Source organism: Geothrix sp., from assembly GCF_049292215.1.
Lineage (GTDB): Bacteria > Acidobacteriota > Holophagae > Holophagales > Holophagaceae > Geothrix.
On the sequence record NZ_JBATQW010000068.1, the window covers coordinates 1 to 18995 of the forward strand.

Consider the following 18995-nt stretch of genomic DNA (forward strand, 5'->3'; position numbering starts at 1 on the left):
CTCGCCCCCCATGGCGCCGAGGGAGAGCTGGAGGCCCTGTGGGCCCGGCTCCAGCAGCCGCCCCGCCCCGACTTCCGCCTGCTGCAGGGAGTGGTTCCCGATGGGCTGGTCCCGGTGGCGGACCTGCCTGATTGTCTCTGCCTTGCGGAGGGCGCCCCCTTCCCCCGCCCCTGGCTGGAGGCCGGAGACGGCATGGTGCAGGACCGCAGCTCCCAGGCCCTGCTGGCCTACCAGTGGGAGCGGCCCGTGACCCGCATCCTGGACGCCTGCGCCGCCCCCGGTGGCAAGACCACCACCCTGGCCCGCCGCCACCCCGGTGCGGCCATCACGGCGCTGGAGGTGCATCCCAGGCGGGCGGCCCGCCTCCGCCAGACCCTCCAGCAGCGGGGCGTGGAGGCCCAGGTCATCCAGGCGGACGCCGCCGAGTGGCTGGAAGTCTGCGGCGCCACCTTCGATCTCATCCTGCTGGACGCGCCCTGCAGCGGCAGCGGCACCCTGCAGAAGCACCCGGAGTGGCCCTGGCTCAAGCACGACGACCTGCCCCGCCTGACAGGCCTCCAGCGCCGCCTGCTGACGGCCGCTGCCGACCACCTGGCCCCCGGCGGGCTGCTCATCTATGCCGTCTGCTCCTGGCTGCCCGAGGAGGGCCTCGCCCACCGTGGCTGGCTGGTGGAGGCCCGGCCGGACCTGCATCCGGCCGCGGCATGGCCTGCGGCCATGGGCGCCGAGGTTGATGCGGAAGCGGGGCTCAGCGCCACCTTCCGCCCCCACCCCCTGCGCTGGGAGGGGGAGGGCTTCCAGGGCTTCGCGGTGCGGCGGGCCTAACTTTCCCGCCGGGTTCTAACGCCCGAAGACCTGGAGGGACCAGGCGGCTTCGCCCTCCTTGATGAGGGCCACCAGCAGGTCCTTGCGGTCCCAGAAGGCCCAGATCTCGCCCGGCAGGCGCCGCTCCTGGGCCACCTTGGCCTGCTTGGCATCTAGGATCTGCAGGATGCTCTCCTTCTTCGCCTTGTCCCAGGAGCCCACCACGGCCTGGCCCTGGAGGACCACGGGATCGAGGAAGCGTCCCCAGGGGCCCTTGAAGAAGCCCATCTGGAAGTCCCCGGCCGCCGGGATGGGGCTGCCAGCCTTGCCACTGGCCAGATCCACCACGTGGATGCGGTTGTCCTTGGTGATGTAGATGACCTTCCCCTCGTGGACCACGGGCCAGGCGGAGCTCTTCTCCTTGTACTCCCAAGCCTGGGTGCCCGTGGCCAGGTTCAGGCAGGTGAGCCGGGTGCCGCCCATCATGCCCCACTCGATGCCCACGAGCCGGTCCACCTCCACTCGGAGGAGACTGGGACCGCCGATGTCGTATTTCCAGCGGGGCCTTCCCGTGGCGGCCTCGAAGGCGTACAGAGTGCCGCCGAAGGCGCTTTGCTGAGCGCCGTAGTGGCCCGCAGACATGAGCAGGGTGTCGCCCGCCACCTTAAACATCCACTGGTTGTCGCTGCGGGTGCCGGCCTTCCAGACCTGCTTGCCCGTCGCCAGGTCCACGCCGTAGCAGGCGGCGATGCCGCCGAACAGCACCAGGCCCTGGTGGACCACAGGCGGATTCTCCACCCCGTCCTCCGCCTCGAAGGACCAGAGCAGCTTGCCGTCCTTGCGATCGTAGGCGTAGAGCTTTCCGGTGCGCCCCTTGAAGAAGGAGCCGCCGAAGGTGCCCACCAGCACCTTGTCCCCCGCCACCACCGGTCCCTTGAGTCCGCCCCGGATCACCACCAGGTTGCCCCTGCCGAAGCCGGCATCGCCCTCCTTCACGATGGGCGCCTTCCACGCCTGCTGGCCCGTGCGGGCATCCAGGCAGGTGAGCTCGTACTGGGCGTTCATGAGGAAGAGCAGGCCGTCCTCCTCCCGCACGGGGTATCCATCCACCGCCACAGACCAGAGTTCAGCGCCATCCGCGAGGTTGAGTCGCTTGAGGGTGTCCCCATACCGGAGCACCACCGCATCCTGGCCCACGACGAGGCCCGGCATGCCGCCCGTGGCCTTGGCTGACCAGAGGGGCTTGTCTGAGAGCAGGCCCGGAGCCGCGGCCGCTACGGCGGCGGGGGGAGCCTGGGGCATCGATGTCGGCTGGGCTTGCAGGCAGAGGGCGCTCAGGCAGGCGGGAAGCCAGGCTGCGCGGCAGCGGCGAAGGACCATGGACACCTCATCGTGGGCCGGGATGGCGGCCACGGTGAGGGTGGGCCTGCCGGGCAGGTGGGGAAGGACCTCAGTGTATAGCAACCCACGGGGTCGTCATCCAGCAACCTCAGCGGATCCAGGTCATGGGTGCCGGGCCCGGATCAGACGATCTTGCAGGGAATCCAGGCGCCCTCGTCGAAGCCATAGATGGCGCACAGGCGGTGGTAACCGTCGGCCACCACCACCTTGCCATTCGGCGCATCCCGCACCAGTAGGAGGGGCGAGAGGGGGGCGCCCTTCTCGATCTTCTTCCGGTCCTTCTCCACCCGGGCGTTGCTCACGCCCAGGGAGGAGAGCCCGGAGGCCCGGAAGATGTCCTTGGCCTTGAACCGGACCAGGGGGGCCGCCCGCAGGCGCGCCACCAGGTCCGCGGCCCGGTCCTCCGGATAGATCAGGCCCAGGTAGGACTCCGCGGCCGGATAGTCGTGCTCTTCCACGTCGGGCAGCCAGAGGATCTCGGGTATGTCCGCCATGGGGCTGGTCTCAGCCCTTCCGGGGCGCGGGGCCCAGGGTGGCGCCCTCCAGGATCTGCACGGGGACGATGGTGTGCCGCACGGCCTCGCGGTCGATGGCGCCGAGGGCCAGGGTGACGGCCTCGTGGGCGATGGCGGGGATGTCCTGGGCCACGGAGGCCAGGCCCGGGTAGAGGTCCACCAACCCGTCGAAGCCAAGCACGGAGACCTGGGTGGGCACGGCCACGCCGAGATCGGCCAGGGCGCCCAGGGCCCCCACGGCCATTTCATCGGTGGCGCAGAAGATGCCCGTGGGCCGGTGGCCCTGCTGCCAGGCGTCGCGCATGAGGCGGTAGCCGCCCAGCACCGAGCCGCCGCCCCGCAGGATGACGGGCGCCAGGGAGCCTCCGACATGCTCGGCCAGGCAGCTCGTGAAGCCCGCCGCGCGGTCCACGGCCCACTGGTGCTCGTCGGCCACGGTGAGGTGCAGCAGGTCTCGGTGACCCAGGGAGAGGAGCTTCGCCGCGGCCAGGCGCCCGCCACCGATGTCGTCGGGAGCCACGCAGGAGACGCCGGGGTGATGCCCGATGAGGGCGCCGGGCACCCCGCGCCGCCACAGGGTGGCCAGGCGCTGGTCGATGTCGGCGCAGTGAAACATGAGCACGGCGTCCATGCGCCGCCGCACCGGCGTGATGTCCACCGGCAACTCCACGAACTGGGTGGCGTGGCTCTGCATCTCATGCAGGAGGGCGCGCCAGATGACGTTGAAGTAGGGCGACAGCCGGTTCTCGCCCGCGCCCACCCAGATGCCCAGGGTGTGCTTCGTGCGCCGCGATAGCTCCCGCGCCACAGGGTCGGGTTCGTAGCCCAGCTTCTTCATGACGGCCAGCACCGTGGCCCGGGTGTCGGCCGCCACCGTGGGCTTGCAGTTGATGACGCGGCTGACGGTTCCGGTCGAAACGCCGGACTGGCGGGCAATCTCGCCGATGGTGATCTTCATGGGGGGCCGCAGGAGTTGGGGAACGGAAGGAAGAAAGCGACTCCCCATGAATACCGTTTGGTTTCCGGAGCTGTCAATGCGTGGTTGCCGCCGGGGCGACGATTTCGCGCTAGGGAAGGCAGTCCGGCGCGTGGGCCGCGCCGTAGAGGCTGAGGTCGTAGTCGTGGACCAGGAACACGGGCGTGGCGCGGGTCAGGAGGTCCAGATGGGCCCGGTAGTTCCGCTCGAAGCGGGCCATGAAGCGCGGGTCCTCCACGAAGTGGGGGGCGTTCTTGGCGGCGATGCCGCCAGCGAGGAAGAGCCCCCCCGTGGGGAGGAACACGGCGCAGAGGTCGGCGCAGACTCGGGCGTAGAGGTCCACGAAGAGGGCCATGGCGCGGGCGCAGGCGGGATCCGAAGCGGCCTGGGCCGAGATGGCCGCAGGCTGGTCGGGGGCCGCCAGGGCCAGGATGGCCGTCGCAGCCGGGGTCCAGGCCGCGCGCCTGGAGTCCAGCAGGAAGCGGAAGAGGTGGGCGAGGCCCACGCCCGAGACTCCCATCTCCGCGCCCGGCGGGCCGGGCAGGCCTTGCTGCAGATGCCGCCACAGGGCCAGCGAGTCCTCGTCGAAGATGGGCAGGCCGATGTGGCCGCCCTCGCTGGGGAAGGCCCGGGCACCCTGGGGAGTGCGCACGACAAACCCCACGCCGAGTCCGGTTCCGGCCCCCACCACGAGGGCCAGCCCCTGCGGATCCGCGGCGGGCAGGCTGCCGTCGCCATGGACGAGGGGCGTCACCTGGGTGGGATCTTCCAAGTCGAGCTGGAGCACGCCGCAGGACAGGGCCGTGAAGTCGTTGACCAGCTGGACCGGCACCCCGAGGCTGCGCTCCAGGGCGCTGGCGTCGATGTCCCAGGGCGCGTTGGTCAGGTGGATGCGGCGGTCCAGGACCGGCCCCGCGCCCGAGAAGCAGGCCCGGGCGGGCCGCGGGGAGGGGTCGCCGCCGAGGAAGCGCCGGATGGGGTCCAGCAGCGACGTCTCCTCCTGGGTGCTGAAGCGCGCCTTGCGCAAGAGGCGGTAACGGGCGCCCTCCGGGGCCAGGAGGGCCAGGTTGAGGTTGGTGCCGCCCACGTCGGCGACCAGAACGGGATTGTCAACGCTTGCAGACACGGGACCTCACCACCACAGGACAGCAAATGGACTCAGGCACGGGCATCCAGCCTAGGCGGGTACCGATGTGACTTCCATGGTCCCCGGTCCCGCCCCTGGCGTCCACCTGGCGATGGCCGAAGTGGTCAAGGGCAAGCGGCGCACAATCAAGGCTTAACGCTGGGAGCCCTTCCACGGTGCGGGTTTGGTGAACTTTGACAAAAAGTTCCCGGGACCCCGATTTACCCGCTTGACAGGCCCGTGACGCCGGTTGACCATACCTGCGACCTTCTTGTAACCGTTTACACTCCCCCCGCAGCACGACCCCCCTGCCCCTTGAACCATCACCCGAACCAGGCAGGTGCACAGGCGAGATCCGATGCGTGTAACCGGTTACAAGGATAAATCGAGCTTCCACTCTCCGGGTCCCGTTTCGCTTCCACCGCCTTCTCTGGACGTCCCACCCATGTCATTCCTGCCGGCCCACACAGGTTCCCCGACCGTGCCAGCCCCTGAGGCGAGCGGTTCCCGGACCTCCGCCGAGTGGTGGCGCGGCGCCTCGATCTACCAGATCTAGCCGCGCAGCTTCCAGGACACCAACGGCGACGGCATCGGCGACCTGCCGGGCATCACGGCCCACCTGCCCTACGTGGCCGAGCTGGGTGTGGACGCCATCTGGGTCTCGCCGTTCTTCACGTCCCCCATGAAGGACTTCGGCTACGACGTGTCGAACTACCGAGACGTGGATCCCACCTTCGGCACCCTGGCAGATTTTGATCGCCTGGTGGCCGAGGCCCACCGCCTGGGCCTGAAGGTGCTCATCGACCAGGTGCTGTCCCACTCCTCAGACCAGCACGCCTGGTTCAAGGAGAGCCGCACCAGCCGCACCAACCCCAGGGCCGACTGGTATGTCTGGGCGGAGGCCCGGCCCGATGGCACCCCGCCCAACAACTGGCAGTCGGTCTTCGGGGGGTCCGCTTGGTCCTGGGAGCCGCGGCGCCGCCAGTACTACCTGCACAACTTCCTGGAATCCCAGCCCGACCTCAACTTCCACCACGAGCCGGTACAGGCGGAGATGCTGGAGGAGGTGCGCTTCTGGATGGAACGCGGCGTGGACGGGTTCCGTTTCGACGCCTGCAACTTCCACTTCCACGACAGGAAGCTGCGCAACAACCCCCCGGCCAGGCCGGGGAAGGTGGAGCTGACCTCGGTAAGGGAGGGCAACCCCTACGGCTGCCAGATCCACAAGTTTGACAAGAGCCGCCCCGAGAACCTGGCCTTCCTCAAGCGCCTGCGCAGCCTCCTCAACGCCTACGGCGCCATGAGCGTGGGCGAGGTGGGCGACGAGGGCGCCCTGGCCACCATGGCCGAGTACACCGCCGATGGCGACAAGCTGCACATGGCCTACGGCTTCAGCCTCTTCACGGAGGAGTTCAGCGCCGAGCGCATCCGGTCCGTGGTCCAGGAGTACGAAAAGCGCATCCGCAAGGGCGGCGGCTGGGGCTGCTGGTCCCTCTCCAACCACGACAACGTCCGGGTGGTCACCCGCTGGGGCAAAGGCGTGGACGACGCCGGCCTCGCCAAGCTGCTGGTGGCCGTGCTGGGCTCCCTCCGGGGTAGCTTCTGCATCTACCAGGGCGAGGAACTGGGCCTGCCCGAGGGCGAGGTGCCCTTCGACCGCCTCATCGATCCCTACGGCATCGCCTTCTGGCCGGACTACAAGGGCCGCGATGGCTGTCGCACCCCCATGCCCTGGACCAGCGACGCGCCCCGGGGCGGCTTCTCCACCGTGGAACCCTGGCTGCCCATGTCGCCGGGCCACCTGGACCGTTCCGTGGCCACCCAGACCAGCGATGCACAGTCGGTCCTGGGCTTCTATCGCCAGTTCCTGGCCTGGCGGAAGGATCTGGACCCGCTCTGGCGCGGTGGCATCCACTTCTATCAGACGGCGGAGCCGATCCTGGCCCTCCGGCGCGACCTGGGCCCGGACCGGATCCTGGCCGTCTTCAACCTCAGTCCCGAGCAAGTCCGGCATACCCTGCCGGCCACGGTGCTTTGCCTGGAGGGCCACGGCCTCGCGCCCTGCCCCTGGGAAGGCCGGGACATCCTTCTCCCCCCCTGGGGAGGGTTCTTCGGTCGCCTGGTCTGACCCCATGCGCCGACCCTCTCCGCCACCTGCCACTCACCCTGCCGCACAGCGGCATCACTCACTGGAGGCAAGACCATGAAGTCTCTCTCCCTACTCAAGGCCGCGCTGCCCCTGGCGCTGGTCTGCGGCTCTCTCGCCGCCGACGACGTCGTTGAGATCCACGGCTACACCCGCGCTGGCGTCGGTCGTTCTTCGAACGGCGGCGAGCAGGTGTCCTTCTTCCTCGCCAACACCGGCGGCAGCCCCACGGGCGGCCCCGGCTACCGCCTCGGCAACGAGACCGACAACTACCTCGAGCTGGCCGTGGACGTGAAGGCCTACGAAAAGGGCAACACGAACTTCAAGCTGCACTTCCGCCCCGCCTTCCGCCAGTACTACCAGGTCCGTGACGCGTCGGCCGACGCGGGCGGCGATGTGGACAACAGCAAGAGCCCCAGCCCCAACCAGCAGATCTGGATCCGTGAAGCCTGGGGCGAGGCCACCGGCATCTTCGGCAACAGCGGCGTCCTCAAGGATGCCTCCCTGTGGGCCGGCCGGCGCTTCTACATGCGCCAGGACCTCCACATCCGCGACCAGTGGTACTGGAACAACAGCGGCGATGGTGTGGGCCTCGAGAACATCGACTTCGGCTCCTTCAAGATGCACTACGCCTACATCCAGCACGACACGGGCAACGTGAACAGCGACTGGAACAACGGCGCCATCCGCGGCCAGCTCAACCCCTACAGCGGTTGGGTCGGCGGCGGCGGCCACGTGATCGTGGGTTCACACGACCTCCGCTTCTCTGATATCAAGCTCTGGACCGGCGCCTCCCTGACCCTGGGCGTGCAGTACAACGACGCGCACCCCAAGTCCGGCACCGAGAACGACGGCAACAAGAACAAGGGCACGCAGTTCAACGTGATCCTCAACCAGGCCGGCGTGCTGGGCGGTGACAACCGCATCTACGCCACCTACGGCAACGGTTCCACCTTCTGGAACTGGTACAACCCCGATGTGAAGACCGAGAACACCTGGTACCACATCATGGACGTCTTCTACATCAAGCCTATGGCGAACCTCGAGATGCAGGGCACCGTCCAGTACCGGAAGCAGAACGGCAAGGGCTCCATGGCTGGGAACACCAACACCTGGATCTCCGCCGGTGTCCGCCCCGTCTATTTCTTCACGAAGCACTTCAGCGTCGCCTACGAAGTGGGCATGGACAAGCTGAAGTTCGACAACGAGACCGAGGATCGCAAGCTCCTCAAGAACACCATCGCACTGCAGTGGAGCCCCCAGGCCTCCTTCTGGAGCCGCCCGGTCATCCGCATCTTCGCGACCCGCGCGGACTGGAACAAGAACGCCAACAACTGGAACAAGGTGGGTGAAGGCCAGTTCGGCAACTCCCTCCAGGGCATGACCTTCGGCGCCCAGGTGGAAGCCTGGTGGTAGTGCCGCTTTGATGGAACGGCCCGTCCCCTTGGACGGGCCGTTTCCTCGCTGGCTTTGAAGGGAAACCGACGTGATGCTCCGTCCCGTGCTGACCACCGCCGCCCTGCTCCTGGCTGGGCTGGCGTGCCATGGCCCCAGCGCGGACGCCAGCCGCTACCCCGTGGACTCCACGACCATCGGGCCCGGGCAGCAGCTGGAGAGCGCCCCCGGCTGGCACGGAGACGCCGTGATCTACCACGTCTGGGTGAAGGCCTTCGCCGATGGCGCCTATTCGGACGGCATCGGCGACCTGCCCGGCCTCCAGGGCAAGCTGGACTACCTCCAGTCCCTGGGCGTCAACACGCTCTGGCTGTCGCCCATCTTCGAGTGCGACAACAAGGGCACCAACATGCACGGGTACGACACGACGGACTACTACGCCGTGAATGACCGCTTCGGGACCAGGGCCGACCTGAAGGCCCTCATTGACGCGGTACACGCCAGGGGCATGCGGATCCTCTTCGACTTCGTGCCCAACCACACGTCCACGAAGCACGGTTGGTTCACCAACGCGGCCACCCGGGACAGCTGGTACCTCTGGAACGGGGGCCAGCCTGCCGGCTGGGGCCTCCCCTGGGGTGGCGGCTCACCCCAGGATGTCTGGCGCTCCGGTGCCTCCGGCTACTTCTACACCTCCTTCAGCACCGACTCCCTGGCCGATCTAAATTTCTACAATCCCGCGGTTCAGGCCGAGATGCAGAAAGTGCAGGCCTACTGGCTGGATCGGGGTTTCGACGGCATGCGGGTGGATGCCGTGCGCTACCTCTGTGAGACCGGTCCCGGGCAGCAGGCGGACCAGCCCGATACCCATGCGCGGTTGCGGGTCTTCCGGACCCTGCTGGACGAATACAACACCGGGGATCTGCATCCCCACCCGGGCGGCGACCCGGCGAAGCACGCCAGCAAAGTGATGATCGCCGAGGCCTGGACCAACGACGCCTCCGGCGTGGCGCCCTACTACGGCAACGGGGCCAACGAGTTCCACCTGTGCCTGGATTTCAGCGCGCCCTGGGCCATTTCCAACGCCATCTCCCGGGGGGATGCCACCCAGGTGACTGCCCTGTGGGAGTTCGAGCAGAGCCACTACCCCGCGGGGTACCGGTCAGCCGTCTTCGACTCCAACCACGACAACCTCATCTCGCGGCCCGGCACCCAGTACGGCGGCAGCAAGGCCAGGATCATCCTGGCCGAGGCCCTGACCCTGCTCTCGCCGGGCACGCCCATCCTCTACTACGGCAACGAGGTCGGCATGACCGGCCAGTCCGGCACGGATCTCAACCTGCGCCAGCCCATGGACTGGGCCGCGGTCACGGCCCAGTCCGGCCAGCCCGACTCCATCCTCAGCTGGTGCAAGTACCTCATCCAGGCCCGCAAGACCTACCCGGCCCTGCGTGGCGGCTACACCACCCTGGGCACCGATGTCGGCCCTACCAAGGCCCTGGCCTACCTTCGCGACGCCGGTACCGAGCGCGTGCTGGTGGTGGCGAACCTGAGCGCCGCCACCCAGACCGTGGTGGTGGGCGGCCTCACGGCGCACGGGGTGCCCTCGGGCGGCCCCGTCCAGGCCATCCTGGGCGACCTCAAGGGCGTGACCGCCCTCGCGGGTGACGCCTACACGGCGACGAGCATCCCACCCTACGGCGTGCGGGTGCTCTACCTCGCGGGCACAGGTTTCCAGACCACCCTCCACGGCGACCTCCCCTGACCTCTCCGGACTCCCCCATGGCCAACCTCCAGTTCAAAGCCCTGCGCAAGTCCTTCGGCGACTTGGAGATCCTCCACGGGATCGACCTCGAGATCGAGGACGGCGAGTTCATCGTGTTCGTGGGCCCCTCGGGCTGCGGCAAGTCCACCCTGCTGCGCTGCATCGCAGGGCTGGAGGAGATCACCAGCGGCAAGCTGTCCATCGGCGGCCAGCCCATGAACGAGGTGCCGCCCTCCAAGCGCGGCATCGCCATGGTGTTCCAGAGCTATGCCCTCTATCCCCACATGACCGTGGCCGAGAACATGGCCTTCGGTCTGAAGCTGGCCGGCCATTCGAAGACGGAGATCACGGAGGCGGTTCAGAAGGCCGCCGAGATCCTCCAGATCGAATCCCTGCTCGATCGCCGTCCCAAAGCGCTGTCGGGGGGACAGCGCCAGCGGGTGGCGATCGGCAGGGCCATTGTCCGCAAGCCGGGCGTCTTCCTCTTTGACGAGCCGCTCTCCAACCTTGACGCCGGGCTGCGTGTGCAGATGCGTGTGGAGCTGGCCCGCCTGCACAAGGACCTGGCCACCACCATGGTGTATGTGACCCACGACCAGGTGGAGGCCATGACCCTGGCCAGCCGCATCGTGGTGCTCAACCAGGGGCGCATCGAGCAGGTGGGGGCCCCGCTGGACCTCTATCGCCGCCCCGCCAACCGCTTCGTGGCCGGCTTCATCGGCTCCCCGAAGATGAACTTCCTGTCCTGCCAGCTGGTCTCGGCCACGGAGGCGTTGGCCACGGTCCGGCTCGAGGACGGCACCCAGCTCACCGCCCAGGTCGATGCGCGGGGCCTGGCGGAGGGCACCAGCCTCACCCTCGGCATCCGTCCTGAGCGCCTGGTGGCAGACACCACTGGCGGCGAGGGCGCCGTCGGAGCCACGGTCATCGTGTCCGAGCACCTGGGGGACACCGTCTTCCTCTACGTCCAGGCCCCGGGCGGGCAGGGCCAGCTCACGGTGAAGGCCCCGCCCGAGACGCCGCTCCACTCCGGCGACGCCACCTACCTCAAGTTCCCCGCCAAGCACTGCCACCTGTTCGGCCCGGACGACCGGGCCCTCCCCCGTCTCATCTAGCACCCCCTTCCCTCCGGCCCTTCCGGCCTTCCCAAGGAGACTTCCGTGAGCCATCCATCCTCCCTCCGCAGACTGGCGGCCACCACCGCCACCATCCTCGTCGCGGGCGCCCTGACCCTGGCCCAGGCCTCCGAGAAGGGCAAGCTCCTTGTCTGGATCAACGGCGACAAGGGCTACAACGGCCTCCAGAAGGTGGGCGACGAGTTCACCAAGAAGACCGGCATCAAGGTCGTGGTCGAGCACCCCGAGGATGCCCCCGGCAAGTTCCAGGCGGCGGCGGAGGAGGGCAAGGGCCCCGACATCTGGATGTGGGCCCATGACCGCGTGGGCGAGTGGGCCGAGAACGGCGTCATCAACGCCCTGACCCCCGGCAAGAAGATCAAGGAGGACATCGACGCCACCGCCTGGCAGGCCTTCACCATCAAGGGCAAAATCTGGGCGTACCCCGTGGCCATCGAGGCCGTGTCCCTCATCTACAACAAGGCCCTCGTCAAGACCCCGCCCAAGACCTTCGAGGAGATCTTCGCCCTCGACAAGAAGCTGGCGGCCCAGGGCAAGAAGGCGATCCTCTGGGACTACACCAACACCTACTTCACCATGCCCATGCTGGCGGCCAATGGCGGCTACGCCTTCAAGATGAAGGCCGACGGCACCTACGACGCCAAGGACACCGGCGTGAACAATGCCGGGGCCCTCATCGGCGCCGAGATGCTCACCCGCCTGGTGAAGGAGGGCGTCATGCCCAAGGGCGCCACCTACGCCGACATGGAAGCCGGCATGGCGCAGGGCAAGATCGCCATGATGATCAGCGGCCCCTGGGCCTGGGACAACCTCAAGAAGGCCAAGGTCAACTTCGGCGTGGCCAAGATCCCCAGCGTGGGCGGCAAGCCCGCCGCGCCCTTCGTGGGCTACCTCGGCGCCATGATCACCAAGGCCGCCTCCGGCGCCGGCAACGTGGACATCGCCCGCGAGTTCATCGAGAACCACATGCTGAGCCAGAAGGGCCTCGAGACCATGAATGCCGACGTGGCCATCGGCGCCCCCGCCAACAAGGCCGTCTACGCCAAGATGAAGAACGACCCCTTCATCCAGGTCTCCATGGCCAGCGCCAAGGACGGCGTGGTGATGCCCAACAACCCCCAGATGGGCCGCTTCTGGGCCGCCATGGTCTCGGCCCTGAACAACATGACCGAAGGCCGGCAGACCCCCAAGGAAGCCCTGGACGCCGCCGCCAAGCGGATCCTGAAGTAGCCCAGACCTCGATGCGGGGCGGGCCCAGGCCCGCCCCGCACGCCTCGCTCCGGACCGCGCCATGCCCAAGGCCCTCAAGCGCTTCCTCCAGCCCGCCCTGATGATCCTCCTGGGCCTGGTGGGGCTGTACTTCATCACCATCATCTACGCCACGGGCGAAAGCCTGCTGGCCGGCGTGATGCTGGTGACCCTGGCGGCGTTCATCTGGATCTACAGCTCCCCGAGGACCTACGCCTACCGCTACCTCTTCCCGGGCATCGGCGCGGCGCTGATCTTCGTGGTGTTCCCGATGCTCTACACCGTGCGCATCGGCTTCACCAACTACAGCTCCAAGAACCTGCTCACCTACAAGCGGGCCACGAACTACCTGCTTGAGGAAACCTACCGCGCCGAGGGCCCCACCTACACCTCCACTCTCCATGCCGAGGGCGGGAAGTGGCGCCTGCGCCTGGAGGATGCCGAGGGTGGCAGCGCCACCCTGGTGACGGAACCCTTCGTCGTGGGCCCACCCAAGGCCTGGACCCTCAAGGCGGAGCCCCTCGCCGCGCCCCTGGCAGGCGAAGAGATGCCCCTGCGCAATCTCATCGAGCACCAGGACTTCATGAAGGGCCTCACGGTGCTGCTCCCCAGCGGGGGCCAGGTGCGCATGACCGGGCTTCGGGAGTTCGCCTCCGCCCGCGCCCTCTACACCCTGAACAAGGACGGCAGCCTCACCAACAACCAGGACCAGAGCCGCCTGAACCCGGACTTCAAGACCGGCTTCTATGTGACCGCCAGCGGCGACCCCGTGGATCCGGGCTTCCAGGTGGACATCGGCTGGAAGCACTACGTGGAGATCTTCACGGACGCCGCCCTGCGCGAGCCCTTCCTGCGGATCTTCGTCTGGACCCTCGTGTTCTCAGCCCTCACGGTGGTCTTCTGCACGGCCCTGGGCATGGTGCTGGCGGTGCTCCTGAACTGGGAGAACCTGCGCTTCCGCTCGGTCTACCGGCTCCTGCTCTTCCTGCCCTACGCCATCCCGGGCTTCATCTCCATCCTGGTGTTCAAGGGCCTGTTCAACAACAACACGGGCGAGATCAACCTCGTGCTGGGCGCCCTCTTCGGGCTCAAGCCCACCTGGTTCTCGGACCCCTTTCTGGCCAAGACGATGATCCTCATCGTCAATACTTGGCTGGGTTTCCCCTACATGATGGTGGTCTGCATGGGCCTCATCAAGGCCATCCCCAACGACCTCTACGAGGCGTCGGCAGTGGCGGGCGCGGGGCCCCTCACCAATTTCTTCAGCATCACCATGCCCCTGATCCTGAAGCCCCTGACGCCCCTGCTCATCTCCTCCTTCGCCTTCAACTTCAACAACTTCGTCCTCATCAGCCTGCTCACGGGCGGGCTTCCGGACTTCCTTAACACCTCGGTGCCCGCGGGCACCACGGACATCCTTGTGTCCTACACCTACCGCATGGCCTTCCAGGATTCCGGGCAGAAGTTCGGCCTGGGCGCCGCCATCTCCACGGTGGTCTTCCTCATGGTGGCCGCCATCTCCATCATCCAGATCCGGTCGACGAAGATCGCCGAAGACACGAAGCGCTGAGAGGGGGAGCCATGGCCATCGTCATCGACAAGTCCCAGCGCTGGCGCGTCATCGTCGCCCATGCCTTCCTGATCTTCCTGTGCTGCCTGGTCCTGTTCCCGGTGCTGGTGACCATCTCCATCTCGTTCCGCCCCGGCAACTTCGCCACGGGCAGCCTCATCCCCAAGGAGATCAGCCTGGAGCACTGGCGCTTCGCCCTGGGCCTGCCCGTGACCAACGCCGACGGCCGGGTGATCATCCCCGACCTGCCGGTGCTGCGCTGGCTCTGGAACTCCGTGAAGGTGGCCACCTTCTCGGCCGTTGTGGCCGTGCTGCTCTCCACCACCGCGGCCTATGCCTTTGCCCGCCTGAAGTTCGCGGGGAAGAAAGCCTCGCTCATGGGCCTCATGCTCATGCAGATGTTCCCCACGGTGCTGGCCCTCATTGCCATCCACTCGATCTTCTCGCGTCTGGGCCACACCTTCCCGCTCGTCGGCATCGACAGCCCCTGGGCCCTGGTCCTCTCCTACTCGGGCGGCATCGCGCTGCACATCTGGACCATCAAGGGCTTCTACGAGACCATCCCCTCGGAGATCGAGGAGGCGGCCACCGTGGACGGCGCCACGCCCTGGCAGGCCTTCTGGCGGGTGCTGCTGCCCATGGCCCTGCCCATCCTCATGGTGGTCTTCCTGCTGGCCTTCATCGGCGCGGTGAACGAGTACCCGGTGGCCTCCATCCTGCTGCGCAGCCAGGACCAGCTCACCATCGCCGTGGGCTCCAAGCAGTTCCTCTACGCCCAGAAGTACCTCTGGGGCGACTTCGCCGCGGCCGCCGTGCTGTCCGGCCTGCCCATCGCCATCGTCTTCATCCTCGTCCAGCGTTGGATGATCTCCGGCCTCACCTCCGGCGCCAACAAGGGCTGACCTTCCCCAACCCGAGGGCCCTCGCCCTCCCATCCCCCCACAAGGAGCCACGCATGAGCCTCCGCTCAAGCCTCCTCAAGGCGATCGCCGTGATCGCCCTGGCCATCTCCCCCGCGATCGCCGCTCCTCCCGACGGCAAGATCGAGATCAACTACCACCGCTGCGACGGCAAGTACGAGAAGTGGGGCGTGCATCTCTGGAAGAGCCCCAACATGCCGCTGCCTGACATCGAGTGGCCCAACCCCATGATGCCCACCGGCACCAACGACTTCGGGGTCTATTGGCACGTGGACCTGGAGGAGTTCAACACCGGCTCCAAGACCCAGGTGAACTACATCATCCACAAGGGCGACATCAAGGAGCAGGGCGCCAAGGACATGGCCTTCGACGGCCGCGCCCACAAGGCGATCTGGGTGGTGACGGGCGACCGCACCATCCATTTCTCCAAGGAAGAAGCCCTGAAGGAACACACCTGCAAGAAGTAGGGCCGGATGCCTCCGGAGCGCTGCTCCGGAGCCGGGCTTTCGCCAGGGAAGGGGATTCGACCTTCCCTGGCGTGTTTCTCCGAATCTGAGCCCAGGGGGTTCCATGCGTTTTGCCACCCGTTCTCTCCTCTTGGCCGCGGCCCTTCTCGCGGCCGGCCAGCGCAGCGTCGCCCAGGAACCCCAGTCGGTCCCCGGCACCTTCGCCGAGAACCCCATCGTCTACTTCGTGATGACGGACCGCTTCGTCAACGGCAACCCGGCCAACGACCAGAGCTATGGCCGGCAGCGGGAGGCCAGCCCCAAGGCGGATGTGGGCACCTTCCATGGCGGCGACCTCAAGGGGCTCACCCTGAAGCTCAAGGAGGGGTGGTTCAAGGCCCTCGGCGTGAACGCGCTCTGGATCACGGCCCCCTACGAGCAGATCCACGGCTGGGTACAGGGCGGGCAGAAGGAGTTCAAGCACTACGCCTACCACGGCTACTACGCCCTGGACTACACGGTGCTGGACAAGAACATGGGTACAGCCGAGGAGCTGCGCGAGCTCGTGGACACGGCCCACGCCCAGGGCATCCGCATCCTCTTCGACATCGTGCTGAACCACCCCGGCTACCTGGACATCCAGTCGGCGAAGGACCTCAAGGTGGAGGTGCTCTGGGCTGACTGGGAGAAGGACGCCAACCTCCTGCGGAACTACCACAACTACATCGACTACAACTCCTTCAAGTTCGGCGACTGGTGGGGCCGCCCCTGGGTGCGCGCGGGCCTGCCCGGCTACATCGACGGCGGCCGCGACGACCTCAGCATGCAGCTGGCCTACCTGCCGGACTTCCGCACCGAGAGCACCGAGTTCGTGAAACTCCCGAAGTTCCTGAAGGAGAAGGCCGACACCCGAGCCGTGGACCTGCCCAACACTACTGTGCGTGGCTACCTCGTCAAGTGGCTCACGGACTGGGTGCGGGAGTTCGGCATCGACGGCTTCCGGGCCGATACGGTCAAGCATGTGGAGGCCGAGGCCTGGGCTCAGCTCAAGGCCGAGGCGGCAAAGGCCCTGGCCGAGTTCAAAGCCAAACACCCCACCCGCAAAGTGGACGACGCCCCCTTCTGGATGGTGGGCGAGTACTGGGGCGTGGGGCCGAGCAAGCACAAGCTCACCGCATCGGGCTTCGACGCCATGATCAACTTCGACTTCCAGCAGCAGGAGGGCGGCTTCGCGAAGCCCGAGAAGCTCTTCAAGAGCTACGCCGCGGCCCAGGTCGGCAAGCCCGTCCACATGCTGAACTACATCTCGTCGCATGACACCGAGCTCTTCGAGCGCGAGCGCCTCGTGGAAGGCGGCACAGCCCTCCTCCTGGCGCCGGGCGGCGTGCAGATCTTCTACGGCGACGAGACGGCGCGCCCCCTGGGCATCTCCCCGCGCACCGACCAGCAGCAGGCCACCCGCTCGGACATGAACTGGGACAAGGTGGATGCCAAGGTCCTGGCCCACTGGCGCAAGCTGGGCACCTTCCGGGCCCGCCACCGCGCCCTGGCCTCCGGCGAGCACCGGCAGCTGGGCGAGGCCCCCTACACCTTCAGCCGCGTGGATGCCACCAGCGGCGACCGCGTGGTGGTGGCCCTGGACGCCAAGGGCCAAGTGAGCTTGCCCGTGGCCGGCGTCTTTGAAGATGGGCAGACCCTGCGCGATGCCTACACGGGTCACACCGCCAAGGTGGCGGGCGGCAAGGTCGCCCTCCAGGCCGAGTCGGTCGTCCTACTGGAGCGCGTCCAGGGCGAAGCCCGCTAGTACCCCCTTACGCGTCATTCGGAACGAAGGGCGCGCCGAGCACAGACTTTGATCGAGAACGAAGGAGCCCGCATGTCCACCAAGAAGCTGCCCCGGGTCGCGTACTTCTGCATGGAGTACGCCCTCGATAGCCCGTTCAAGATCTACGCGGGGGGCCTGGGCATCCTGGCCGGCGACTACCTCAAGGGCGTGAAGGACCACGGCTACCCCATGGTGGGCATCGGCATCCGCTGGAAGCAGGGCTACGGCGAGCAGATGGTGGACGCGGATTCCGGCAAGGTCTACGACGCCTACCGGAGCGGCAACCACGAGTTCCTGGAGGACACCGGCGTCCTCGTCGAGATCGAGATCAAGGGCAAGCCCATCAAGATCAAGGTCTGGCGGGTGAACACCTTTGGCGTGGATTCCCTCTACCTGCTGGACACGGACATCGAGGAGAACGACGGCGAGGCCCGCTGGATCACGGGCCAGCTCTACGGCTGGTTCGGCGAGGAGCGGGTGGCCCAGGAGATGGTGCTGGGCATTGGCGGGGTCCGGGCCCTCCAGGCCCTGCGCATCAAGCCGGATGTCTACCACTTCAACGAGGGGCACGCCCTCTTCGCGGGCTTCGAGCTCCTGCACCAGCGCATGGCCAAGGGCGCCACCTTCGAGGCCGCCCTGGCCAAGACGCGTGACGAGGTGGTCTTCACCACCCACACCCCCATCGTGCAGGGCAACGAGTCGCATCCCATCGACCGCTTCCTGTACATGGGCGCGAACCTGAGCCTGACCAGGGCCCAGCTCAAGCAGCTGGGCGGCAGCCCCTTCAACATGACCGTGGGGGCCCTGCGCCTGTCGCGCATCGCCAACGCCGTGGCCGACCTGCACCGGGTGACCTCCAACAAGATGTGGAAGGACATCTCGGGACGCTGCGAGATCATCGGCATCACCAACGCCATCCACCGTCCCACCTGGGTGGACCCGCGGATGCTCGACCTCTCCGCCGCCTGCGACCGCTCCAAGAAGTCCAAGGACGCGCTGTGGAAGGCGCACATGGACAACAAGAAGAAGCTCATCGCCTTCGTGGAGGGGCGTACCGGCGTCAAGCTGGATGCCGACAAGCTGCTCATCGGCTTCTCCCGTCGCGCGGCCCCCTACAAGCGCTCCAACTTCATCTTCACGGACCGCAAGTTCATCGAGCCCCTGCTCAAGACCGGCCGCCTCCAGATCGTCTTCTCAGGCAAGGCCCACCCCCTGGATGACAATGGGAAGAGGATCGTGGAGAACATCCTGGAGATGACGAAGCGCTACCCCAACAGCGTGGTCTTCCTGGAGAACTACGACATGGAGATCGGCCGCATGCTCACCCGCGGCTCGGACGTGTGGCTCAACAACCCGCGGCGACCGAAGGAGGCCTCCGGCACCTCGGGCATGAAGGCCGCCATGAACGGCGTGCTGAACCTTTCCATCCTGGACGGGTGGTGGCCGGAAGCCTGCGACCACGGCGTGAACGGCTGGCAGTTCGGCGACGGCTTCGAGAGCGAGGACGAGGCCTTGCTGGACAAGCACGACTTCAAGGCCTTCAAGAAGGTGCTGGCCGAAGAGGTGCTGCCCACGTACTACGAACGCCACGACGCCTGGGTGGACATGATGGTCGCCTCCATCCAGAGCACCCGGGAGGCCTTCGGCGTCCAGCGCATGCTCGACGAGTACTACAGCCGGATGTACAAGCGCACCGCCCGCTAGCCCTCTGCCCTGAATTCA

At 67.3% G+C, this 18995-nt stretch carries 15 protein-coding genes; 11 read left to right on the forward strand and 4 right to left on the reverse strand.

Annotated features, from left to right (window positions below; genetic code table 11):
• On the forward strand, positions 1–825 hold an 825-nt coding region (locus WAS25_RS11060; protein ID WP_422312019.1), incomplete at its 5' end, for a methyltransferase domain-containing protein.
• Positions 826–840: 15 nt separating this feature from the next.
• Here the strand turns inward: WAS25_RS11060 and WAS25_RS11065 are convergent.
• From WAS25_RS11065 to WAS25_RS11080, 4 genes are all read right to left on the reverse strand, one after another.
• Positions 841–2268, reverse strand: a complete 1428-nt coding sequence (locus WAS25_RS11065; RefSeq protein WP_422312021.1) for a PQQ-binding-like beta-propeller repeat protein — start codon at positions 2266–2268, stop codon at positions 841–843.
• Positions 2269–2327: 59 nt separating this feature from the next.
• On the reverse strand, positions 2328–2699 hold the full coding sequence (locus tag WAS25_RS11070) for a hypothetical protein (RefSeq protein WP_422312023.1): 372 nt from the start codon (positions 2697–2699) through the stop codon (positions 2328–2330).
• Positions 2700–2709: 10 nt separating this feature from the next.
• Entirely contained in the window at positions 2710–3678 is a 969-nt protein-coding gene (locus WAS25_RS11075; RefSeq protein ID WP_422312025.1) for a LacI family DNA-binding transcriptional regulator, read from the reverse strand.
• Positions 3679–3787: 109 nt separating this feature from the next.
• Positions 3788–4822 (reverse strand): glucokinase, encoded by a 1035-nt coding sequence (locus WAS25_RS11080; protein WP_422312027.1) that lies wholly within the window; start codon positions 4820–4822, stop codon positions 3788–3790.
• A 598-nt stretch (positions 4823–5420) separates the two neighbouring features.
• On the opposite strand from WAS25_RS11080, the gene WAS25_RS11085 reads away from it, so the two are divergent.
• The 10 genes from WAS25_RS11085 (at position 5421) to glgP (ending at position 18977) form a co-directional block, all read left to right on the forward strand.
• The gene (locus WAS25_RS11085; RefSeq protein ID WP_422312122.1) at positions 5421–6950 is read left to right on the forward strand and encodes an alpha-amylase family glycosyl hydrolase; all 1530 of its coding nucleotides are present in this window, start codon (positions 5421–5423) and stop codon (positions 6948–6950) included.
• Positions 6951–7025: 75 nt separating this feature from the next.
• Entirely contained in the window at positions 7026–8384 is a 1359-nt protein-coding gene (locus tag WAS25_RS11090; protein ID WP_422312029.1) for a carbohydrate porin, read from the forward strand.
• 73 nt (positions 8385–8457) lie between these two features.
• A complete protein-coding gene (locus WAS25_RS11095) occupies positions 8458–10128 on the forward strand; it encodes an alpha-amylase family glycosyl hydrolase (RefSeq protein WP_422312124.1) in 1671 nt (556 codons plus the stop codon).
• Between the two features lie 17 nt (positions 10129–10145).
• Positions 10146–11243 carry an ABC transporter ATP-binding protein gene (locus WAS25_RS11100; RefSeq protein ID WP_422312031.1) on the forward strand — a complete coding sequence of 366 codons (1098 nt, stop codon included), beginning with the start codon at positions 10146–10148 and terminating at the stop codon, positions 11241–11243.
• Between the two features lie 45 nt (positions 11244–11288).
• Positions 11289–12494 (forward strand): maltose/maltodextrin ABC transporter substrate-binding protein MalE, encoded by a 1206-nt coding sequence (gene malE, locus WAS25_RS11105; RefSeq protein ID WP_422312033.1) that lies wholly within the window; start codon positions 11289–11291, stop codon positions 12492–12494.
• A 61-nt stretch (positions 12495–12555) separates the two neighbouring features.
• Positions 12556–14082 carry a maltose ABC transporter permease MalF gene (gene malF, locus WAS25_RS11110; protein WP_422312035.1) on the forward strand — a complete coding sequence of 509 codons (1527 nt, stop codon included), beginning with the start codon at positions 12556–12558 and terminating at the stop codon, positions 14080–14082.
• An 11-nt stretch (positions 14083–14093) separates the two neighbouring features.
• Complete coding sequence (gene malG, locus WAS25_RS11115; RefSeq protein ID WP_422312037.1) at positions 14094–14984, forward strand: maltose ABC transporter permease MalG; 891 nt, start codon at positions 14094–14096, stop codon at positions 14982–14984.
• Positions 14985–15037: 53 nt separating this feature from the next.
• Complete coding sequence (locus tag WAS25_RS11120; protein ID WP_422312039.1) at positions 15038–15469, forward strand: pullulanase-associated domain-containing protein; 432 nt, start codon at positions 15038–15040, stop codon at positions 15467–15469.
• Between the two features lie 103 nt (positions 15470–15572).
• The gene (locus WAS25_RS11125) at positions 15573–17252 is read left to right on the forward strand and encodes an alpha-amylase family glycosyl hydrolase (protein WP_422312041.1); all 1680 of its coding nucleotides are present in this window, start codon (positions 15573–15575) and stop codon (positions 17250–17252) included.
• A gap of 72 nt (positions 17253–17324) precedes the next feature.
• The gene (gene glgP / locus WAS25_RS11130) at positions 17325–18977 is read left to right on the forward strand and encodes an alpha-glucan family phosphorylase (protein WP_422312043.1); all 1653 of its coding nucleotides are present in this window, start codon (positions 17325–17327) and stop codon (positions 18975–18977) included.
• The last annotated feature ends 18 nt before the right edge of the window (positions 18978–18995 follow it).

Bases quoted from the DNA above. Each gene is read 5' to 3' on its own strand.
- WAS25_RS11070 (WP_422312023.1), bottom strand. From the start codon at position 2,699: ATGGCGGACATACCCGAGATCCTCTGGCTGCCCGACGTGGAAGAGCAC.
- WAS25_RS11075 (WP_422312025.1), bottom strand. From the start codon at position 3,678: ATGAAGATCACCATCGGCGAGATTGCCCGCCAGTCCGGCGTTTCGACC.
- WAS25_RS11090 (WP_422312029.1), top strand. From the start codon at position 7,026: ATGAAGTCTCTCTCCCTACTCAAGGCCGCGCTGCCCCTGGCGCTGGTC.
- WAS25_RS11095 (WP_422312124.1), top strand. From the start codon at position 8,458: ATGCTCCGTCCCGTGCTGACCACCGCCGCCCTGCTCCTGGCTGGGCTG.
- WAS25_RS11100 (WP_422312031.1), top strand. From the start codon at position 10,146: ATGGCCAACCTCCAGTTCAAAGCCCTGCGCAAGTCCTTCGGCGACTTG.
- malF (WP_422312035.1), top strand. From the start codon at position 12,556: ATGCCCAAGGCCCTCAAGCGCTTCCTCCAGCCCGCCCTGATGATCCTC.
- malG (WP_422312037.1), top strand. From the start codon at position 14,094: ATGGCCATCGTCATCGACAAGTCCCAGCGCTGGCGCGTCATCGTCGCC.
- WAS25_RS11120 (WP_422312039.1), top strand. From the start codon at position 15,038: ATGAGCCTCCGCTCAAGCCTCCTCAAGGCGATCGCCGTGATCGCCCTG.
- WAS25_RS11125 (WP_422312041.1), top strand. From the start codon at position 15,573: ATGCGTTTTGCCACCCGTTCTCTCCTCTTGGCCGCGGCCCTTCTCGCG.
- glgP (WP_422312043.1), top strand. From the start codon at position 17,325: ATGTCCACCAAGAAGCTGCCCCGGGTCGCGTACTTCTGCATGGAGTAC.